The 20,796-nt window shown below is 27.4% G+C and carries 17 protein-coding genes and 1 riboswitch; of the genes, 6 read left to right on the forward strand and 11 right to left on the reverse strand.

The genetic code is table 11. From position 1 onward, the window contains the following. The first annotated feature begins 153 nt into the window (after nt 1-153). Nucleotides 154-477, forward strand: a complete 324-nt coding sequence (locus tag IC219_RS16550) for a winged helix-turn-helix transcriptional regulator (protein WP_227435669.1) — start codon at nt 154-156, stop codon at nt 475-477. 4 nt (nt 478-481) lie between these two features. On the opposite strand, the gene IC219_RS16555 is transcribed toward IC219_RS16550, so the two are convergent. The 3 genes from IC219_RS16555 to IC219_RS16565 form a co-directional block, all read right to left on the reverse strand. Continuing rightward, nucleotides 482-1,066, reverse strand: coding sequence for a DJ-1/PfpI family protein (locus IC219_RS16555; RefSeq protein WP_227481826.1), 585 nt, complete (start codon nt 1,064-1,066; stop codon nt 482-484). 71 nt (nt 1,067-1,137) lie between these two features. Beyond that, nucleotides 1,138-1,599: an Lrp/AsnC family transcriptional regulator gene (locus tag IC219_RS16560; protein ID WP_413926665.1), complete on the reverse strand. Its 462-nt coding sequence runs from the start codon at nt 1,597-1,599 to the stop codon at nt 1,138-1,140. A 364-nt stretch (nt 1,600-1,963) separates the two neighbouring features. Further along, entirely contained in the window at nt 1,964-4,843 is a 2,880-nt protein-coding gene (locus IC219_RS16565) for an EAL domain-containing protein (RefSeq protein WP_227831749.1), read from the reverse strand. A gap of 409 nt (nt 4,844-5,252) precedes the next feature. Continuing rightward, nucleotides 5,253-5,411, forward strand: a riboswitch (M-box (ykoK) riboswitch). Between the two features lie 360 nt (nt 5,412-5,771). Between IC219_RS16565 and mgtA the strand changes: the two genes are divergently transcribed. Then, nucleotides 5,772-8,462, forward strand: coding sequence for a magnesium-translocating P-type ATPase (gene mgtA / locus IC219_RS16570; protein ID WP_227831750.1), 2,691 nt, complete (start codon nt 5,772-5,774; stop codon nt 8,460-8,462). Between the two features lie 653 nt (nt 8,463-9,115). Beyond that, nucleotides 9,116-10,645: an ABC-F family ATP-binding cassette domain-containing protein gene (locus IC219_RS16575; RefSeq protein ID WP_227831751.1), complete on the forward strand. Its 1,530-nt coding sequence runs from the start codon at nt 9,116-9,118 to the stop codon at nt 10,643-10,645. A gap of 75 nt (nt 10,646-10,720) precedes the next feature. Here IC219_RS16575 and IC219_RS16580 read toward each other — a convergent pair whose 3' ends face one another. The 3 genes from IC219_RS16580 to IC219_RS16590 form a co-directional block, all read right to left on the reverse strand. Continuing rightward, nucleotides 10,721-11,434, reverse strand: a complete 714-nt coding sequence (locus IC219_RS16580; protein ID WP_227435659.1) for a response regulator transcription factor — start codon at nt 11,432-11,434, stop codon at nt 10,721-10,723. A 263-nt stretch (nt 11,435-11,697) separates the two neighbouring features. After that, nucleotides 11,698-12,648, reverse strand: a complete 951-nt coding sequence (locus IC219_RS16585) for an SDR family NAD(P)-dependent oxidoreductase (RefSeq protein ID WP_227831752.1) — start codon at nt 12,646-12,648, stop codon at nt 11,698-11,700. 1 nt (nt 12,649) lies between these two features. Beyond that, entirely contained in the window at nt 12,650-13,300 is a 651-nt protein-coding gene (locus IC219_RS16590) for a PadR family transcriptional regulator (protein WP_227831753.1), read from the reverse strand. 354 nt (nt 13,301-13,654) lie between these two features. Here IC219_RS16590 and IC219_RS16595 point away from each other — a divergent pair, with 354 nt between their 5' ends. Together IC219_RS16595 and IC219_RS16600 are read left to right on the forward strand one after the other, a co-directional pair. Beyond that, nucleotides 13,655-13,870: a TetR/AcrR family transcriptional regulator gene (locus IC219_RS16595; RefSeq protein ID WP_227435644.1), complete on the forward strand. Its 216-nt coding sequence runs from the start codon at nt 13,655-13,657 to the stop codon at nt 13,868-13,870. Nucleotides 13,871-13,996: 126 nt separating this feature from the next. Next, nucleotides 13,997-15,136, forward strand: coding sequence for a macrolide family glycosyltransferase (locus IC219_RS16600; protein ID WP_227831772.1), 1,140 nt, complete (start codon nt 13,997-13,999; stop codon nt 15,134-15,136). 155 nt (nt 15,137-15,291) lie between these two features. Here IC219_RS16600 and IC219_RS16605 read toward each other — a convergent pair whose 3' ends face one another. The 5 genes from IC219_RS16605 to IC219_RS16625 form a co-directional block, all read right to left on the reverse strand. Further along, the gene (locus tag IC219_RS16605; RefSeq protein WP_227831754.1) at nt 15,292-15,600 is read right to left on the reverse strand and encodes a hypothetical protein; all 309 of its coding nucleotides are present in this window, start codon (nt 15,598-15,600) and stop codon (nt 15,292-15,294) included. Nucleotides 15,601-15,893: 293 nt separating this feature from the next. Continuing rightward, nucleotides 15,894-16,433, reverse strand: coding sequence for a CDP-alcohol phosphatidyltransferase family protein (locus IC219_RS16610; protein ID WP_227831755.1), 540 nt, complete (start codon nt 16,431-16,433; stop codon nt 15,894-15,896). Nucleotides 16,434-16,461: 28 nt separating this feature from the next. Continuing rightward, complete coding sequence (locus tag IC219_RS16615) at nt 16,462-17,253, reverse strand: ABC-2 family transporter protein (protein ID WP_227831756.1); 792 nt, start codon at nt 17,251-17,253, stop codon at nt 16,462-16,464. Beyond that, entirely contained in the window at nt 17,253-18,107 is an 855-nt protein-coding gene (locus IC219_RS16620; protein ID WP_227831757.1) for an ABC transporter permease, read from the reverse strand. Before IC219_RS16620 ends, IC219_RS16615 begins: the two co-directional genes overlap by 1 nt. Beyond that, nucleotides 18,094-19,089 (reverse strand): ATP-binding cassette domain-containing protein, encoded by a 996-nt coding sequence (locus IC219_RS16625; RefSeq protein WP_227831758.1) that lies wholly within the window; start codon nt 19,087-19,089, stop codon nt 18,094-18,096. The genes IC219_RS16620 and IC219_RS16625 overlap by 14 nt, the downstream gene beginning before the upstream one ends. Nucleotides 19,090-19,806: 717 nt before the next feature. Between IC219_RS16625 and IC219_RS16630 the strand changes: the two genes are divergently transcribed. Beyond that, entirely contained in the window at nt 19,807-20,763 is a 957-nt protein-coding gene (locus IC219_RS16630) for a diguanylate cyclase domain-containing protein (protein WP_227435629.1), read from the forward strand. Nucleotides 20,764-20,796: the final 33 nt, after the last annotated feature.

Consider the following 20,796-nt stretch of genomic DNA (forward strand, 5'->3'; position numbering starts at 1 on the left):
TTATTTCCCCCCTATCATTTTATTAGGCTAAGTTGATGATTTATTTAACCTATGCTATAATCTTATCACTATAATTATATATTACAATAATGTACTTTTTTGTAACATAGTACCAAAAAGGGTACTTCAAAATATATTGAGAGGTCTAAAAAAATGAAAAAATGTTCAAGTAATTACAGTTGTCCTATAGAAGCAACCCTTGCATTGATTGGTGGTAAATACAAGACACTTATTCTTTGGCATCTTAAAGATACCACATTAAGGTTTAATGAACTTAAAAAATTAATACCTAAAGCAACTGCTAAAATGCTAACTCAACAATTACGTGAATTAGAAACAGATGGCTTAATTGTAAGAGTTGTTTATCCTGTTGTACCTCCAAAAGTTGAATATTCATTATCTGATTTTGGAAAAAGCATTATTCCTATTTTAGATGTTATGTGTGATTGGGGTTCTGATTACTTAAATAATCTTTAATTTATTATAATTTAAATCCCATAGCTAATTTTACAACTTCCATATGTTCCTTAGATGTCAACATTTCTAAAAGCTTAAAAGCTACATGTGGTGCGGTTTCTGGACAATATGAAGTTATAATGTTTCTATCTACAACAATTGGCTCATTGACTACATTTACATCAAATTTACTTAACTGTTTTTGTCTTTGACCATCTTTTAAATGATATGTAGTAGCTTTACGATTTTTTAAAACACCACTTTTACCAACAGGTAAAGCTGCTACACAAATAGTAGCAATTATCTTCCCTTTTGCATCAAACTCTCTTATTAAGTCTAAAAAAGATATATCATATGCTTCGTCATAAAATCCAAACTCTTCAAATCCTCCAGGAATAGCTAATGCATCATAATCATCTACACATATTTCATCTATTGTTTTGTCAACTAATACTGGAACATTAAATGTGCTTACAACTTGCTTTTTAAATCCACCAGTTACTACATCTATATCGTAATCATAATCATTTCTAGCCCATCCCATAACATCTACAAATACACTAAATTCCATAGTTTCAAAACCTTTTGCTAAAAAAACTAAAACTTTCATATTGTATTTTCCTCCTAAAAATATGTAAGAAAGTAGGTATTAATATAATCAATATTTTAGTATATGCTTATCTAAAAAATATCTTTGATTGTATTAATTTCCTCTTTAATTGTTGATAAAACAATGGTTGTATTAGCTTTCTGGATTCCTCTAATTTTTTTCAAAGTTATTGATATAAATTCTTCAAGTTCATTTGTATCCTCTGCTAATACTTTTATTAAATAATCATATTCTCCTGAAATGTGATGACATTCTAATACAGTGTCATACTCCAACATAGTCTTCTTAAACTCTTCTATACTTTTAGATAAATCTGTATTGATAAATACGAAAGCTAAAAGTTTATACTTTGTTTTTTCTCGATTGATTTGAATAGTATACTTTTGAATTATATTTGACTGTTCAATTTTCTTTATACGCTCTGAAACTGCTGGTATTGATAGATTAACTTGTCTACTTATTTCAGAAGTTGAGGCTCTACTGTTCTTTTTTAGAGAATTAATTATTTTTAAATCTATCTCGTCTATGTCTATTCACCTCCTTAATTATTTAATATGATTTTATCTAATAATTTAAAATAAGTAAATAATTTAAATTATTTCAATAAAATTTAATGAAATATAGTATTTATCATTAAATTTTTAAACTAATTAAATACAACATACATGACACACTTAAAATATTTAAACTAAATTAAAATTAGTATTTTTATTGTATATCAACTAAATTTTTCTAAGTGTAAAGCTAATACTCTTCGAATTATTATTTTATAGTAACAAACTTTTTTATTTTATAAAAAAAGTAATGATTATAATTTATATATTTATAAAATTACAATCATTACTTAGTATTAATAATATATGTATTTCTCTATATACATATATTATATGTATACTTTTACATACCTTTAAATTTATCTACTTCTTTAAGAAATGTATCTTTTGGCATAGGCTTTGCATACAAATAACCTTGTGCATAGTAACAATCAATACTCATTAAAAATTCTGCTTGTTCTATCCTCTCAACACCCTCACAAATCACCTCTAATCCCAAGTCATTTGCCATCTCAACTACTTTACTAATAATCTTACCTACCTTACCTTTTCCTTCAGAATTATCTAAGAGAGATTTATCTATTTTAAGAATATCTACAGAAACTTGATTAAGAAGATGTAATGAAGAATATCCAGAACCAAAATCGTCAACAGAAATTAAAAAACCAAGTTCCTTAATCTCATTTATCATATCATTTGATATACTATCATTTTCAAATAGACTTTCAGTTATCTCAAGTTCAATGATGCTTTTAGGTATATCATATTTAGTAAGCAAACTTTGTAATCTATTTATATAATCTTTTTTCTGAAAATGTACTCTTGATTGATTTACAGAGATTGAAATGGGTTTAACTCCAGAACTTATCCAAAATCTTGTCAACTTACATACTTCTTCTAACACAAAAAAATCAACATCTATAATTCCACCACTCTTTTCAAGTATAGGTATAAATTCTCCTGGATTCATAAATCCAAGTTCTTTATGATTCCACCTAACAAGTGCTTCTGCACCAATAATGTTATTTGTTCTCATATCAAACTTAGGTTGATAATAAATCTGAAATTCATTATGTTCTAATGCATAATCTATCCTATCAACAATCTCTTTTTCTTTGTTAAGACTTTCTCTAAGAGATTCATCAAAATATATAATAGATGAATTACTTATTTTTGCTTTTCTTCTAGCAATTTCAGCATAATCAATAGCCTTTGTAATAACAATGTCTTGCTCTTTGATAATATATACTCCAAAATTTGCCTTTACTTTAATGCCAATCCCCTTAACTTCAAAGTATGAAATACTTTTACTTATATCAATAAGAGTTAATTCCAAATCTTCTTTTAAATCATAGGGTAGGAGTAAAAGGAAATGGTCTGCTTTTACATGAGCTATTAATGCCCTGTCTCCAATAACTCTATTCAAAACTGATGCAACTTCTTTTATAATCATATCTCCAGAATCTCTACCATAATTTTCATTTATGATAGCAAACTTAGATATATCAAAAGCAATTACTGTATAAAATTTTTCTCTATGCTTTTCTAGAATTCGTGGTGCTTGATCTTCAAATCCATTGTAATTCCAAACTCCATTCTCTACATCTTTAAATGCCAAATCAAAAATATGATTGGAATGTCTTTTGTTGATTGCAATAACATAAGAAAGTACTGCTATTATAACTAAAAAGAAACAAAAAGAAATTAAAACTGTTTGAACTGGATGCTGATGAATATACTGTGATAAACTAATTTTATAGTCTTGAAAAATTGTATGCTTTGCAATAATTTCTGAATACTCATCTTTATTAAGTGCATTTATTCTCTTATCCAAAATGGAATATAATGTTGGATTTATATTTTTTCCAACACCTAAAGATATATTAGTTTTATAATCATTAACTAGAATTGCTTTTAAATTATTATAATCTTTTTGTATATAGTCTTCAGCAGAATATGTATTTACAAATGCTGCATCTGCATCTCCACTTTTTACTGCATTTATAGCTTTTTCTTCAGATTTATATCTTTGAATATTGCTACCTTTATAGTGTTCTTTGATATACTCATCATTGAATGTATCGCTCTCAGCAACAGCTATATTATCAATTTTGGTATTTTTATAATTTTTAGTTATAATGCTATAGTTCAATGTCATATAAGGAGATGTAATCTTAATTCCATTCTGCTCTGACCACCCATAATCTGAATTAAAAAAACATATAACATCTGCCTTTCCCTCTTTTACCATATCAATCGATTCTTTATATGAATTAGCTTTTACATAATCTATACTTAATCCAAGCTCTTTTACAATTAAATCAAATATATCTGGTACAATACCTTTAAGTCTACCTGTATCTAAATATGATAATGGATATGAGTTTGGCATACTTACTACACGTATATGATTATTTCTTTTTAAGTAATTGCTTTCTTCCCTAGAAAGAATAAATGTATCTTTATTACTAGACTGATAGTACTTACTATATAAATTAAACTTATATGCTGGATTGTCCATCTCAATATCTTCTAAAGCTTCATTTACATCTTGTAACAGTTCAGTGTTACCTTTTTTTACAATACAATAAAATGGGGATGGAGCAAATTGCGCAATTACGCTTTCATTTTTGACTTTTCTCAAACTACTAGTTAATATAGCATCTACTTTTCCATTTTTTAGTTCATTTTCCAATTCTTCCTGATTTTTAAAATATTTAAATGTGTAATTAAATCCTTTTTCATTTGCAAATTTCTTTAAATGTTCATTTCTACTATTTCCATAAAGTAGTCCAACCTTTATTCCATTAAAATTTTTATAATCATTTGGTGTATACTTTGAATTTCCACTTTTTACTGTAAGTCGTGCATAACTACTTCCCATAGGTACCTCTGAAAAATCAAATTTCTCAGCACGTTCTTTTGTATATTGTGCAGAAGTAAGTAAATCAATCTGTCCATTTTCTAACATAGTTTGACACTCTTCCCATGTACCAGATACATACTCATATGTCCAGCCAGTATACTTTGCAATCTCATGAAGATATTCATATCCATACCCATTTCTATTTCCATTTTTATCATAATCATGATATCCTTCAAAATCAAAAAAACCTACTTTTATAACACGTTTTTCTGTCTTTGCAAGTGATTGTATTGGAAAACACATAAATATCATACAATTAATTAAAAATACGATGAAAATCAGTCTCTTAATTGACACAAACTTTATCCCCCTCATATAAAACCTTCCCTCAAATTATTTATAATCATTCTAATAATACATTACTTAGATTTATATCATACATAAACTTATCATTATACTTAATACTTAAAAAAATATATGTTTATCTAAGAATAAATAAACATATATTTTTAGTGATTACTCTAAAAGTATAACTTTATATAGTAATTATATATTTTTATTTATTATAATTATATAAATATCTTAGCATACCATTAAAAGTTCAACAATACTACACCTTTGATTTTATAAGTCGCAATATTTTATGAATATATTCTGCTAGGGAAAAATATGTAATTTATAGCAAGTAATAGAAAATATTAACTGTACTTAGTTTTTTTCAAGCTATTGACAAATATTTTTTTATAGCTTACAATTTTAGAGAAATTAAATATTTCGGTAGGTGAGGCTACCATAGGGATACGGGTTGCTGCCGCAAAATAGTGGAGACACTATGAGAAGGTCAACAGTTTATGTCGATTCCAAGGCATAATCTAACGCAATTTCATCGCCCTATGAAGTTAAAGCTTGAACGATGAATGAAACAGTTTGTACTGTTTTATAAATATACTTAGGTTTTTATACCTTGGTTATTTTTATATGGATTTAAATCCCTTGCCATTGTTCTTGCTTTGACAAGGGATTTTTTAATACCTATTTGTCTATTATAGGTTTATATATTTTGAATTTAGGAGGTGGAGAAAATGGACGTAGGAAGTAGTAGTAGCATAAGCCCTGTCGGGCGAAGTAGTCACTTATTTGAAGAATACATGTACTATTTTGTACGTCTTATTTCTTCTACCTGTTTTTAATAAATATAAAATAAGCGATGTGTTTTCGTCACAGGCTTATGTCTTTACTTCCTTTTTTCTGTACAAAACAGATAATTATTAAGGAGGATTTAGACATGATAAAAAAATTAAATAAAAAATTTATTACAAGAACTTCATCTAGTTCAACTTCAAAGGAACGTTTAATTGATTCAGCTACAATGAGCGCCTGTATTTTATTAAACGAATATGAAAATTCTTATAATGGCTATTGTGAAAAAATGGTTAATAAAATGCAAGATAAGTACGGCAAAAATGAAATCACTCAAAAAAAAGGTGATTCTTTTATAAAAAAACTTATAAAATCTTTTATAAATCCCTTTACTATTGTACTTCTTACTTTAGCTATAATTTCCTTTATTACAGATGTTATTTTAGCAAAACCTGATGATAAAAATGCAACTACAGTTATTATAGTCTTAACAATGGTAACTATAAGTGGTCTATTGCAATTTATTCAAGAATCTCGCTCTGGAAAAGCAGCTCAAGCTCTAAGTGAAATGGTAAATACTACTATATCAGTTATGCGTAATTCTAAAGAATTAGTGGAAATACCACTAAGAGAAGTTGTAGTTGGAGATATTATCCATCTTGCTGCTGGTGATATGGTTCCAGCTGATGTACGTATATTACAATCTAAAGATTTATTTGTTAGTCAGTCTTCTATTACAGGAGAAAGTGAACCAATAGAAAAGTTTTATAATACTAAAAAAAGTACTTCAAATAATGTTCTTGATTTAGACAACCTTGCATTTATGGGTAGTAATGTAATCAGTGGCTCAGCTATAGCTATTGTCATTGCAGTAGGTGATTGTACTATATTTGGTTCTATTGCTCAACAAATAACAAATAAAAAAACTATAACAAGTTTTGAAAAGGGTGTTAATTCAGTTTCATGGTTACTTATAAGATTTATGTTTGTCATGGTTCCAATTGTTCTCTTTGTAAATGGCTTTACAAAAGGTGATTGGACAGAAGCATTTTTGTTTGCACTTTCAGTAGCAGTTGGACTTACACCAGAAATGTTACCAATGTTAGTATCTGCAAACCTTGCAAAAGGAGCAGTTGCTATGTCACAGAAAAAGGTTATTGTTAAAAACTTAAGTTCTATCCAAAACTTTGGCGCTATGGATATACTTTGCACTGACAAAACAGGAACTTTGACTCAAGATAAAGTAATCTTAGAATATTCTCTTGATATTCATGGCAAGGAAGATAGACGAGTTCTTCGTCATGCATTTTTAAATAGTTACCATCAAACAGGTCTTAAGAACCTTATGGATATAGCTATTATCAACCATGCAAATGAAAATGGTATGCAAGAACTTTGGAAAAACTACACAAAAATTGATGAAATCCCATTCGATTTCAATAGAAGAAGAATGAGTGTAGTTGTTAAAAATAAACTAGGAAAAACTCAGCTTATTACAAAAGGTGCTATTGAAGAAATGCTATCAATTTGTACTCATGTTGAATATAAAGGTGATATTCAGTTAATCACTAATGAAATACGTAAGGAAATTCTTACAACTGTTTCTAAGTATAATGATGAGGGGATGAGAGTTTTAGGCATTGCCCAAAAAAACAATCCTTCACCTATAGATTCTTTTTCAGTTTCTGACGAAAGTAACATGGTTTTAATAGGTTATCTTGCATTTTTAGACCCTCCAAAAAAAAGTACAGCTAATGCTATAAAAGCATTACTTGAAAATGGAGTTGATGTAAAAGTCCTAACTGGTGATAATGATGCAGTAACAAAATGTATTTGTAAACAAGTAGGCATTAAAGTTAAAAATATCCTACTTGGTTCAGATATAGAAGACATGAGTGATACTAAACTTGATGAAATGGTGAAATGTACAAGTATATTTGCAAAACTTTCTCCAGAGCAAAAATCTCGTATAGTCGCATCTCTTCGTAGAAATGGTCATACGGTTGGTTTTATGGGTGATGGTATAAATGATGCTGCTGCTATGAAAGAATCTGATGTTGGAATATCTGTTGATACAGCTGTTGATATTGCTAAGGAATGTGCAAATATTATACTGCTTGAAAAAGACCTTATGGTATTAGAAGAAGGTGTTATTGAAGGAAGAAAAACATATGCAAATATTATAAAGTATATAAAAGTGACAGCAAGTTCTAATTTTGGCAATATGTTTTCTGTATTAATAGCAAGTGCATTTCTACCATTTTTACCAATGTTACCAATTCAAATTTTAGTGCTAAACTTAATCTATGATATCTCATGTATAACTATTCCATGGGATAATGTAGATGATGATTATCTAAAAATCCCAAGAAAATGGGACTCATCATCTATAAGTAAATTTATGACTTGGATTGGTCCAACTAGTTCAATATTTGATATTACAACATATATATTAATGTATTTTTTCATATGTCCAAGAGTATTTGGCGGAAGTTTTCATAGCTTAGATACTACAAGTCAACTTGGTTTTATATCTCTATTTCATGCAGGATGGTTTGTAGAATCTTTATGGTCTCAAACATTGGTTATTCATATGATAAGAACTCCACACATTCCATTTGTTAAAAGTAGAGCTTCATGGAGACTAACGCTCTTAACAACAATAGGAATTACAATTGGAACTATTATACCTTATACATCATTTGGAAATGCTATTGGTATGATTCCACTGCCAAACATCTATTTTATAGGGTTAATTTTTACTATCTTATCTTATATGGTATTGGTAACTATGTTAAAAAAAATCTTTATAAAAAAATATGGAGAATTGCTATAATTTAAATATTTATATATTATACAGATATAAATATTTTAAAATATATTCAAATAAAAGAAGCTATTTACTTTTTTAAAATCTTGTAAGTAGCTTCTATTTTATTGTAATTAATTCATATCCTTTATTTTTATAATATAACTTAAACTTATTGTATTATAAAAGTTCTCGTGTAAAAATATCTTTTATATTGACTATAATTAGGTATTATGATAACATGATTTAAGCTATAATTAGTGATATATGTATTAAATTAAATGAAAAAAATCAAAAGTACAATAGTGCAATTTAAATATAAATGAATTAGAATTAATATTGAGATTAGGATGTGAATAATTATGATTTATATAAAATTAGTTAAACTTGTTAGAAAACTTAACTCTACACAAATGTATATGATGAAGCGTTGTGTAGAGGTTAATCTGGAAGCTTAAAGCTTCTATCTTCATCGGCAAATATAGGTTTAGTGTAGTTTTTTAGCTATGCTTATTTAAATTTACCTATTTGCCGATAGATATATAGATTTTATGGCCATAGATAGCAATGCTTATCTATGGCCTTTTGTTTTTCCAAAAGCAGAGGTCGGCATTTTATAATGCTATTCCTCTGCTTTTTTATTTTCATAAAATTTTTATAGTAAAAAAGGAGTTTGAATTATGAGTTTATTAAAAGTAAATAATTTATCACAATGTTTTATGGATAAATCACTGTACGAAAAAGCTGACTTTGATTTATTTAAAGGCGAACATATAGGTGTGGTTGGCCAAAATGGTGTAGGTAAAAGCACCTTAATTAAAATTTTATTAGGAGAAGTTATCCCAGATACAGGAGAGATTAAGTGGCAACCTAATATCAATATAGGTCATTTGGACCAATATGCAGATATTAATAGAGATACAACAATATCACTGTATTTACACACTGCATTTGAAGACCTCTATAAAATAGAGAAAGAAATGAATTTGCTATATCAAGAAAGTTCTATATCTGGAAATGAGCAACAACTTATTAAGGCATCAACTTATCAAGAGCAATTAATAGCAAGTGATTTCTACTCTATAGACAATGAAATAAATAAGGTAGCAAATGGTCTTGGACTAGATTCAATAGGAATGAATCGTATTATTGGGGAACTTAGTGGAGGTCAAAGAGCAAAAGTAATTATGGCAAAATTACTACTTTCTAATTATGAAGTTTTATTATTAGATGAACCAACAAATTTTTTAGACAAAGAGCATGTTGAATGGCTTGCCAATTATCTAAATACATTTAGAGGTGCATTTATTGTAGTCTCCCATGATTTCGACTTTCTAGAAAAAATTTCCACAGGTATTCTCGATATAGAATTTGGAATGATTAAAAAGTATCATGGAAAATACTCAGAATTTCTTAAACAAAAATCACAATTAAGAGAGGATTATATTAGAAAATATCAAGCGCAACAAAAGAAAATAGAAAAAGAAGAAACATTCATACGTAAAAATAAGGCTGGTGTAAATTCAAAAATTGCAAGAGGAAGACAAAAACAATTGGATAGAATAGAAAGAATAGCTCCTCCTAACTTTACAGGAAAACCATGTATCCAATTTGCAGAAATTGAAATATCTGTGCAAAACGCACTCACAGTAACTAATCTTGAAGTTGGATACTATTATCCATTACTACCAAAATTAAATTTTTCTGTTAATGCAGGTCAAAAAGTAGTTATAACTGGATTTAATGGAATTGGTAAATCCACTTTGTTAAAAACATTGGTTAAAGATATCCCTTGTATTTCTGGAAGCTTCCTCTTTTCAGACCAGATAAAAATTGGTTATTATGAGCAGGATTTAAAATGGGAAAATCCTACTAAAACACCACTTCAAATAATGGCAGATATATATCCAAAATTAAGCACAAAGGAAATCAGACGCTCTTTAGCCAAGTGTGGTGTAAAAGAAGAACATGTTTCAAGAAGTGTTTCCACACTAAGTGGTGGTGAACAGTCTAAGGTTAAATTATGTTGTATGATGTTGTCACCTTGTAATTTCTTGATTTTAGATGAACCAACTAACCACTTTGATGCAGAAACAAAAGACGCTTTACAAAATGCTTTGAAACAATTTAAGGGAAGTATTATTTTAGTTTCTCACGAAGAAAAGTTTTATAAAGGTTGGATTGACAAGGTATTTAATTTAAAATCGTAAATATTTTACTAAAGTATAAACATATTAATAGGCACTCATAAATGAGTGCCTAAAAAACAACTACTAAAATTCAGCCTAATCAACTCTATTCACAAGCTTATATCCAAGCCCTTTGACTGTTATAAGTATTTTAGGATTTGAAGGATTATCTTCAATCTTTTCTCTTAGATGTCTTATATGTACCATAATTGTATTGTCGCATATACTACTATATACACCCCATACCTGTTCATAAAGACTTTCTTTTCCTATAATTTTATTTAAATTTTGAGCCATATAACTTAAAAGTTGATATTCTCTACCTGTTAACTCAATTTCATTTTCATCTTTATACACACGGCATCCTTCTGTATCAACTGTAATATTACCTAACCTAATTATTGAATTTTCTGATGATACAACACTTTGATATTGTTGTCTACGCAACTGAGCTTTGACTCTAAAAACAACTTCTCTTGGACTAAATGGCTTTGTTATATAATCATCTCCTCCACTACTAAGACCAAGTATTTTGTCAATATCATCATCTTTTGATGAAAGAAAGAGAATTGAACAATATGAAAACTCTCTAATTTTTTTGCACACTTCTATGCCATCTACATCAGGTAACATTATGTCGAGAATAACAACATCTGGACATTCTATCTTACACAAAGAAATAGCATCTAAGCCATTATAAGCTTTAACAATATTTTTAAAGCCATCCTTTATCAATACTTCCTCAATTAAATTTATTATATCTTTTTCATCATCAACAAGTAATATTTTCTTATCAAAGTATGTTTCCATAGTAAAATCACTCCTAATAAAGAGTTATTGTCTTTTATCTACTAACCCTCTAACTCTATGCGTTCTGCTTAAAGTATATTCAAATAATTAAACAAAATCAAGTACATATCAATTATAAATTAAATTATAGCTAATTGTAATCTTTCTCATATTAATTCAAACAATTAAATAAAGTTTGAACAGAATTATCAAGAATATTCCATCCTTTTAGAAATATTAATAAGATTATGTTGTTGCTATAATAACCTTATGAATTATATGTGTTATGCTAGCAAATTACATTTAGCATTTTCAACATATTGTTTACATATAGTCCATACTTTCTCTATTGTCTCTTTGTTATTGACATAAGGTGGATAAACATCTGTGCTTGTAATGCTTTTTATAAATGATATTGAGTCATTAGCCATTTCAACAATCTTTCCTTGGTGATTTATTAGTTTTCCAGTCATACCTGTATAAACATTAGAGGTGCAAATCGAAAAGTAAGCCTCTCCAATAATTTCTGATTTTGGTATAATAATATTTTGTAAAAATGCAAGTACTTTCCAATACGAATTAAATTTCTTAATTGTTTCTTTACTCATTTTTGTTGCTGGAACCATAATTGCATTTACACTTATATTATAAGGCTTGTATTCTTGTTTCATCATACTTGTAACCATAAGTAAAGCTATTTTAGAATCTCCATAAATTTTATAAGAATTATATTCTTTATCTTCTACAGTTTCACCACTTAAAACTCCAAAATTAATTTTTCTTCTTTCATCAAAAAAATGCTTTATATTTGTACTACATACATTTAGAATTTTAGGATTTTTTGATTTAGTAAGCATATCCAATAATAAATTGGTCATAAGAACTGGCCCAAATAGATTGGTAGCAAATGTTAATTCTATACCATCAATACTTCGTTGAAAATTTTTTTCTCCATGTTTAAAATGTCCAGCATTATGGATTAAGATATCCAATACATTGTATTTTTTTTTATAGGTCTCACAAAAACTATAAATTGATTGTCTCGATGAAATATCTAGTTGAAGCAAATCCACATTAATATTTTTAGTTTTAGCTATAATTTCCTGACACACGGGTTCACTAATCTGAATATTACGACATGCCATTATAACCCTATAACCCTCTGATGCAAACTTAAATGCTGCTGCCTTTCCTATCCCTGAATTAGCTCCAGTTATTATTACAGTTCCTTTCATGTTAGCTACCCCCTTTTCCTTGATTCTGACTATTGTTTGGCCACTCATTAATTAATTTCTTCTTTAAATTTTCAAACCATGCTATTTCAAAATTTGTCCTATCAATTCCAAACTTTAAGGTCAATAACTCAAAATCAATTATATCTTGAATATCTCTTTGTATGTTGGAATGTTCAGTATCTTGTAAAAAGTGATTAAACTGTTCTTGGTTTTCTTCTAGATAGGTAATATACTGTAATTTTGCAACATTGATGTCTTGTATTTTGATATTCTCCAACTGCTCTCTTTCCTTTTTGAGGTCAACAATATAAGATTGAATTAGTGACAATCTTTTTTGCGTTGGAACAAATCCCATAAAAAATAATTTACTTAATTCCATATCCTTCACTTTACCTGCAACCATAGACATCTCTACCCATTCTAAAAAACATGCTTTTCCTGCATCCGTTAATGAATAAAATTTCTTATTGACACTATTTTCAACAAACTCTTCATACACTATCATCTTCTTTTCAAGCAACTTTTTTATTGCCGCTTGAATACTTCCCATACTGTTGCTACACATCGAAGTGAAATTCATTTCTATGATACTTCTCAGTTCATAAATTGTCAGCTTCTTAAGCATAAGTAATCCTAAAATAATTTTGTCCATTTTATTTACTCTCCTTTTATATTACTAATAGTAACATTTCTAATAGATAAAATCAATCACTAAAAAAGTCAAAGTAACACCTTTAAAATCGCAGTAATAATCTTTTAAGAACTCTAGAAAATTAATTTTATATAGATTTTATAGCTTTAATAAGAAAACATTAATAGTCTTAATGATAACACCTAGAATATTTTAAGATAAATAATTAAAGATTTGTATCATACTTCCACATGTGTAAGCTTTAATATTTTATATTATAAGAACAATATTCTGTTTATAATTGACTTTATCTAAATCGTATTATAAAATATAAACAGAACAATATTCTGTTTATTTGAATAAGATGCTAATTTTATGGCAAGAAAATCTGCTTTAGAAGGAGGGAAAAGAGAAGAAATACTAGATTCTGCTATTCAATTATTTTTAAAGTATGGGTATGAAATCATCTCTGTTAGCATGATATTAAATAAGGTTAATGGAGAAGTTGGAATGTTTTATCATTATTTTAGCTCTAAGCAAGAGCTATTTTACAAATCATTAGAGCATTTCACTATTTTACAAATTAGTTAATAATAAGGTCCAATAAAAATAAACAGCATACAGTTATTTCTGAATTTTTAGGTAGAACGTTAAAAGTTCCACCTCTTATATTTACAAAGTGAATATATAATAAAAACATTTTAAGGAGGTTTGATTATGAAAATTTTATTTATAAATTTACCTTTTTCTGGACACGTATACCCTACCCTTGGGTTAGTGGAAAAATTAGTGAATAGAGGTAATTCTGTAACATACTTACTAACTGAAGAATGGAAAGATAAAGTCTTAGAAGTGGGAGCTGATTTCCTTTATTATGAAGATAACGAAAAACTTTCTATTCAAATAAAAAATGTCTATCAAGCCTCTATAAAGGTAGCGCATGAATTCGATTTAATTATTTATGAGCATTTTTTCTTTCTAGGAAAACATATAGCAGAGAGATTCAATAAACCTGTTATTAGGATTATTACTGCACCAGCTACTAATAAAGTTTTGATGAAAGAATTTATTAATTCGGGTGGCGTGTTAAGTGTATTTCGTTTTGAATGGGTATGTCGTAGATGGACTAAAAAAGTATCAAAGGGAATTAAATTAAAGACTGATTCTTGGTTAAAAGAGATTACTGAAAATCCTCCAGAACTTAATCTTGTATATACTGTAAAAAAATTTCAACCATATGCAGAAGATTTTTCAGAAAATAAATTTAAGTTTCTGGGTACCTCTATTTATCAACGTAATAAAAAAAATGAATTTATATTGCCAAAATCAAAAAATAATTTGGTCTATATTTCTCTAGGTACAATTGTAAATAAAGCAATGTCATTTTACAAAAAATGTATCAATGCTTTTAAAGATGAAAATGTAACTGTCATTATATCTGTTGGTAATTCAATAAATATATCAGATTTAGGTAAGATACCAAAGAATTTTTATATTTTCCCTTTTGTACCACAGCTTGAAATATTAGAAAAAGCAAGTGTTTTTATAACTCATGGTGGCTTAAATAGTGTTATGGAGTCTCTTTATTTTGGCGTTCCTATGGTGGTTATTCCGTTTATAAGTGACCAACCAACTAACGCACAGCAAATTGAACGCTTAAACTTAGGGAAAAAGATTTCTCACAAACACATTACAAGTGACATTCTTAAAAATTCTACCTTAGCTGTTCTTAATGATTCGACTATAGCTCAAAGTATATTGCTTATGCAAAAGGAAATTAGAAATGCAGGTGGTAATGAATTTGGTGCTGATTTGATTATTCAGTATATGGATAACAAAATGCTAAAAGAACGTTAAAATCGTACTGTTGTTAGGAACAAACTTGTCAATTAAGGAATGAATCCAAAGGAAAGAATACAATAAAAGCCCATAAATAAATGAAAAATCGTTACTTATGGGCTAAATGATGTACAATCGAAAAAGATATATATTAATTATATTTATTATTGTATTTATATATAGTTATACTTATTCTTATATCTATATATAAAACTAACTGTTAAAAATAAGGTTAAAAGCTCAGCAATTGGCACTGCTAACCATATTCCATCTATATTCAAGATATTTGGTAATGTCAATAAACCTATAGTTATAAAACCAAATGTACGTAAAAAAGATAGTATTGCAGATATCTTTCCATTAGATAATGCTGTAAACATAGATGATGTAAACCTATACTGGTAATTAGTATTCCAATTATAGCTACAGATAATATAGTCAAAGTAAAAATTTTCTTTGCTCCATCCATATCCATTCCCCATCTTGCAAGCTCAATAGCACTTCCTCCAGTAGCAAGCCTGGTTCCAAGTCCAACAATAATATTAATAATAGGACAGACAATATTAATTGCAGATAAAGCATTTGTATCTACAATCGTATATAATCCCATAAAAATTATATCTAATTATTTAAATAGAGTTTTAATATATCTTGCTATTATGATATCATATACGATAAGTATAATACCTTAATCTTTAATCTAATTATTTTTCATCTTTTAATCAATACTTACATAAATTTTAGTTTCTATTGTCTAGTATCATATGAAACAGGTTTATGAAATAAGTACTTCTATAATACTACTAATATCTATTTTTAACTCTTTAGATAATATATGTATTATTACTTCTTCAGTGGCTGAAATACTTGCTACAACACAAACTATACTTGCAAGTAAATTTGTATTCATAATATTATAAACTAAAGGTAAACAGAATAACATAAAACCAGATAATTTATTTCCATATGTATGTAATATAGCAAATGTGTTGTATTTACGAATCACTATAATTATTGATGTAATTCGAACAAGGACAATTGTTAATATCCATAATACTATATATTTTGAAATATTTATCACTGGAAGCATAATAATAAACATTGATATTACTAAACATATATCAGCCATACTATCAAGCCTTGAGCCAAGCTTACTTTCTATATTCATTTTTCTAGCTATATATCCATCAAGAAAATCACTTACTCCACACATAATATAGACTGTAAAAAATAAAGAAGAAAACATATCTATTTTGAGCAAAGCTATTGATAAAATGATTCTAAGTATAGTAATAATATTTGCTATATTTTTCATTCCTTGTCACCTCTAAACTGAAAATTTATTAACTACTTGCACTTTTATAATGTTTCAGTCCTAATTTCCAAAACCTCCACATAAATACTGTAAATACAAATACAATACTAATTGAGTAGATTAATCCTTTTATTGTTAATGTTCCAGACAAAATTTGAGTTGGGATTGTTGACATAATTCCATATGGTAAAATCAAATAAAATAGTAGCTTAAAAATACCTTCATAAATTACACCTGGAATTTTCATATTCATTGGTAGTAAATTATCTTCCAATCTCATTATAGCAGAGGATGATATAACAAAAAATGGAATTGTCCGAAATATAATACACACATCATAAAAAAGCAATGTCATCAATAACACCATACATGTATATGCCAGTACCATAGCAAAAGTTATTTCTGAATTTAATCCAGATACTCCATATACAACTATAAGTATACTTGCCAAAATTAAAGGTGATGAACCGATATTAATATTCTCAAATGTCAATCTAAACAATGGGTCTATTGGCTTTGTAATATAATAATCTAATTCTCCTTCTTGAATTTTGCGTGGAATATCATAAATTCCAAAACAGAAAATGGTCATATTTATAGCATTTATTAATGAAAAAGTTCCTATAAATATTATCATCTCTCCACGCTGCCAACCTCCTATTGAATCTACATGAGAGTAAATGCCATTAAACATTAACAATTGTAATATAAATAATGAACTATCTACAAAAAATACTCCAAAAAAATCAAATCTAAACACCATCATTTTTGATAATTTCATTTTTAGTAACATAAATATTATTTTAAATTTTTTTTTCATTATATCCCCACCCCATCAAATAGTGTTCTTATCTTCTTATAGACAATTTTATTTACTATAAAGAAGAATAAAACCCATAATGCTATAATAATCAGTCCTTGTACTGCATCATTACTATTTCTACCTATTAATAACATAGATGGTAAATAGGTTGTGTAATAAAATGGAAACAATTTCATAACATTTACTACAACTTCTGGCAAAAGAACAAGCGGTATCATTGTTCCTGTAACAAATTCAGTTATATTATCGATTATCATTCTAAAAAAACCAATCTCTAGAAATTTAAATGATAAAATTCCAATAAAGAAATGAAGCTGCATCATAAAAATAAGCCCTAAGAAAATCATCAAAATTGAAATTAAAATTTGTATTGGATTTGATGTAAAAGCAAAATCTATTTTAAATATAAAAATCCATACAAAAGCAGAAATCATATTAAATACTAAGTAAAAAAAGGTCATTCCAAAATTTTTAGCAAAAAAATAATTTTGTGCACCAATCGGAATAATCATGTATTTTGAAAATGTACCCAACTTTACACGATTGCATATCTCCTCACTTGTACTTCTTGACATATCAATACCTGATAAAAATGAACTTATTATATAATAAGACAACATTGAATTAAATGTAAAGCCAGAAACTATGTCATTTTCACCAAAAATTGCCTTCCACAAAATATAAGCAAATAAAATTTTTATAATAGTAAACATCATGTTAACTACTACATCAAACCTCCAAATAAGTTGTACTTTGAAATTAATTTTAGCTATTTCATAGTACTTTCTTATATTTTGTTTAAATCTATAAAACAATGATTGTCTTGAATATGCTTCATTATAGTTGTTCATAATACTCTTCACATACTTCTTTGTATATTCGTTCTACAACATTCCCTATATCTTCTTCTTCAATTGTTACATCCTCAACATCATACTTATCAAAAATCCATTTAACAGTTTCATTACCTTTTTCTTTTGGTACAATTACTGATGTTTTATGTTTTGTTTGCTCAATAATCTTATAGTCTTTTGGAAATAAAATTTTAGTTTCATCAGTGAAGCTAACTGTTATTTTCTTATATTTTTGAAAATGATTAAATAATTCATCTGTAGAGCCATCATATATTTTATGACTATTTTCTATGACAATACTTCGACTACAAAGGCTCTTTATATCCTCCATATAATGAGAGGTAAGCATTATTGTAGTACCTTTTTTCTTATTTACTTCTTTCAGAAAATACCTAATTTGTTTTTGTGCCACTGCATCTAGACCTATTGTTGGTTCATCTAAAAATAAAATTTTAGGATTATGAAGAAGTGCTACAATAAGCTCCATTTTCATTCTTTCTCCTAAAGAAAGTGTTCTAACTTGAACATTTAGATAATCAGATACTTCAAACAACTCTATAAAATAATCCAAATTCTTTTTATACTCTTCATCAGATATATCATATAACTCTTTAAATAAAAGAAATGTATCTGCTGGCGTCAATTCAAAAAATAGCTGACTTTTTTGCCCCATAACAACAGCATATTGTTTTTTAAAGTTATTTTCTAACTTATTTGGATAATAACCCATGACAGAGATTTTTCCAGAAGATGGAGCAATAATTCCAGTCATCATCTTGACAAGAGTTGTTTTTCCAGCTCCATTTTTACCTATTAATCCAACAAATTCTCCTTCCTCTATTTTTAAATTAAGGGATGATATAGCTGTTTTTTCTGTATATTTTCTATTAAATAAAGATTTTATACTTCCCATAAATCCTGGTTCTTTCTCAAACCTCCTGTAAGATTTAGTCAGTTCATTAAGTTCAATAATACTCATTTTTATTGCCTCCATATCTTGTATTTTCTACAAAAAAAGTCCACAGGTATTCATATCTGCCTTTTTATGTGGTATTATTTACCTACACAAAAACAGAAAACTCCTGTGGACTAGAAAATTTAATCTTTTCTATTTCAACATAATTATATTTAAAATAACACTATGTAAAATTAATAAAGGTGTAGCAGATTAAAGCCCACTACACCACAATTTAACAAAGTAATATATAATAATATTATTATTTGTTGTCATATGTTAGTTATCTATAAAGGCAGAACAAGACACAACAATTAAATGTATCAAAAATACACTTAAAAATTCTGATTAAACAGAATACCTATGCGTCTCCAACTATTTACTTGTTGGTTACCATTATATATAACTCCGACATCAAGCAAGACACTCCTTTACTAATATTATTGCTGATATTTTACCATAAAATTTTTTTATATTCAAGTATAATTTAAGATGCTCCTATATTTAAATTTATTTTATTTCTTTACAATTGAAATTAAATTTCATTAATTGCTTTAATCAAAATTTAAAAATACATTATTTACATTAGAGATGATTACCCTATGCTTCTTCTTATAAAGTACACTATTGTACAAATCAGATGCAATTTTTTTAATTCTATATTATAATATTGTCACAAGCATCCAAATAAATAGTACTAACTAAAAGAATTATAAACTACAAATCTTAAGGGGTTACTCTATGGAAAATAATACAATACAAGAACAATTATGTGATTTATCAAAGAAAATCTGGCACATTTATATTTTAAATCCAGACGAGGATGGCTTACAATTTATCATGTCTTTATTAGATGATAATTTTACATTGTTTGGAACAGGAAAACATGAATTCTATACATCATTAGAGAACTTCATTATAAATCTTGAAAAAGACCAAATAGAATCAGAAGAAATAAATTTTAAAATTATAGATGAGTGGTACTCATGTACTAAAGTTACAAATGAAACTTTTATAGTATATGGAACTCTATGGGTAATAGAAGAAGAGTACTTAGAAAGAGACATCTATGTAGAAATGGATACTCGATTTACTATGGTATATAAAGTTATAGATGGTAAAATCACACTGCTCCATATACACCATTCTATTCCAAACTTTGATCAGGTAAAAGATGAATACTATCCTAAAACAATAACTGAAAAAGCAAAAGAAGCTCTAGCTATGGCTAATGAATTTAAGTTGAAATCAGAAAAAGACCTTATGACTGGATTATATAATCGTCATTTTTTTGAAGTACATATAAAAGAAATGCTAGAAACTACTTCATGTGGGTATTTTTATATTTTTGATTTAGATAATTTTAAGCAAATAAATGATATATTTGGTCATATTAGAGGAGATGAAATATTAATACAATTTGCTAATGTTTTGACTAAAGTGTTTACCAATAATGCTATTATTGGAAGACTTGGAGGAGATGAATTTGCTGTATTTGAATATATCAATCAGTCTAAGGAAGATGTTGAAAATAAAGCAAAAAAAGTTGCAAAGTTATGTTCTGATATCAATTCTTGCTCTATAGGCATATCAAGACTAGAAAGCAACTTAGATACGTTTCAATCTTTATATAAACAATCTGATTATGCTCTATATTATACAAAGAGAAACAACAAAGGAAAATTTAGTTGGTTTTAAGCAGTATTATTTGATGTATTTGTAATATGAATG

The organism is Clostridioides sp. ES-W-0018-02 (assembly GCF_020658175.1).
In the GTDB taxonomy this organism is placed as follows: domain Bacteria; phylum Bacillota; class Clostridia; order Peptostreptococcales; family Peptostreptococcaceae; genus Clostridioides.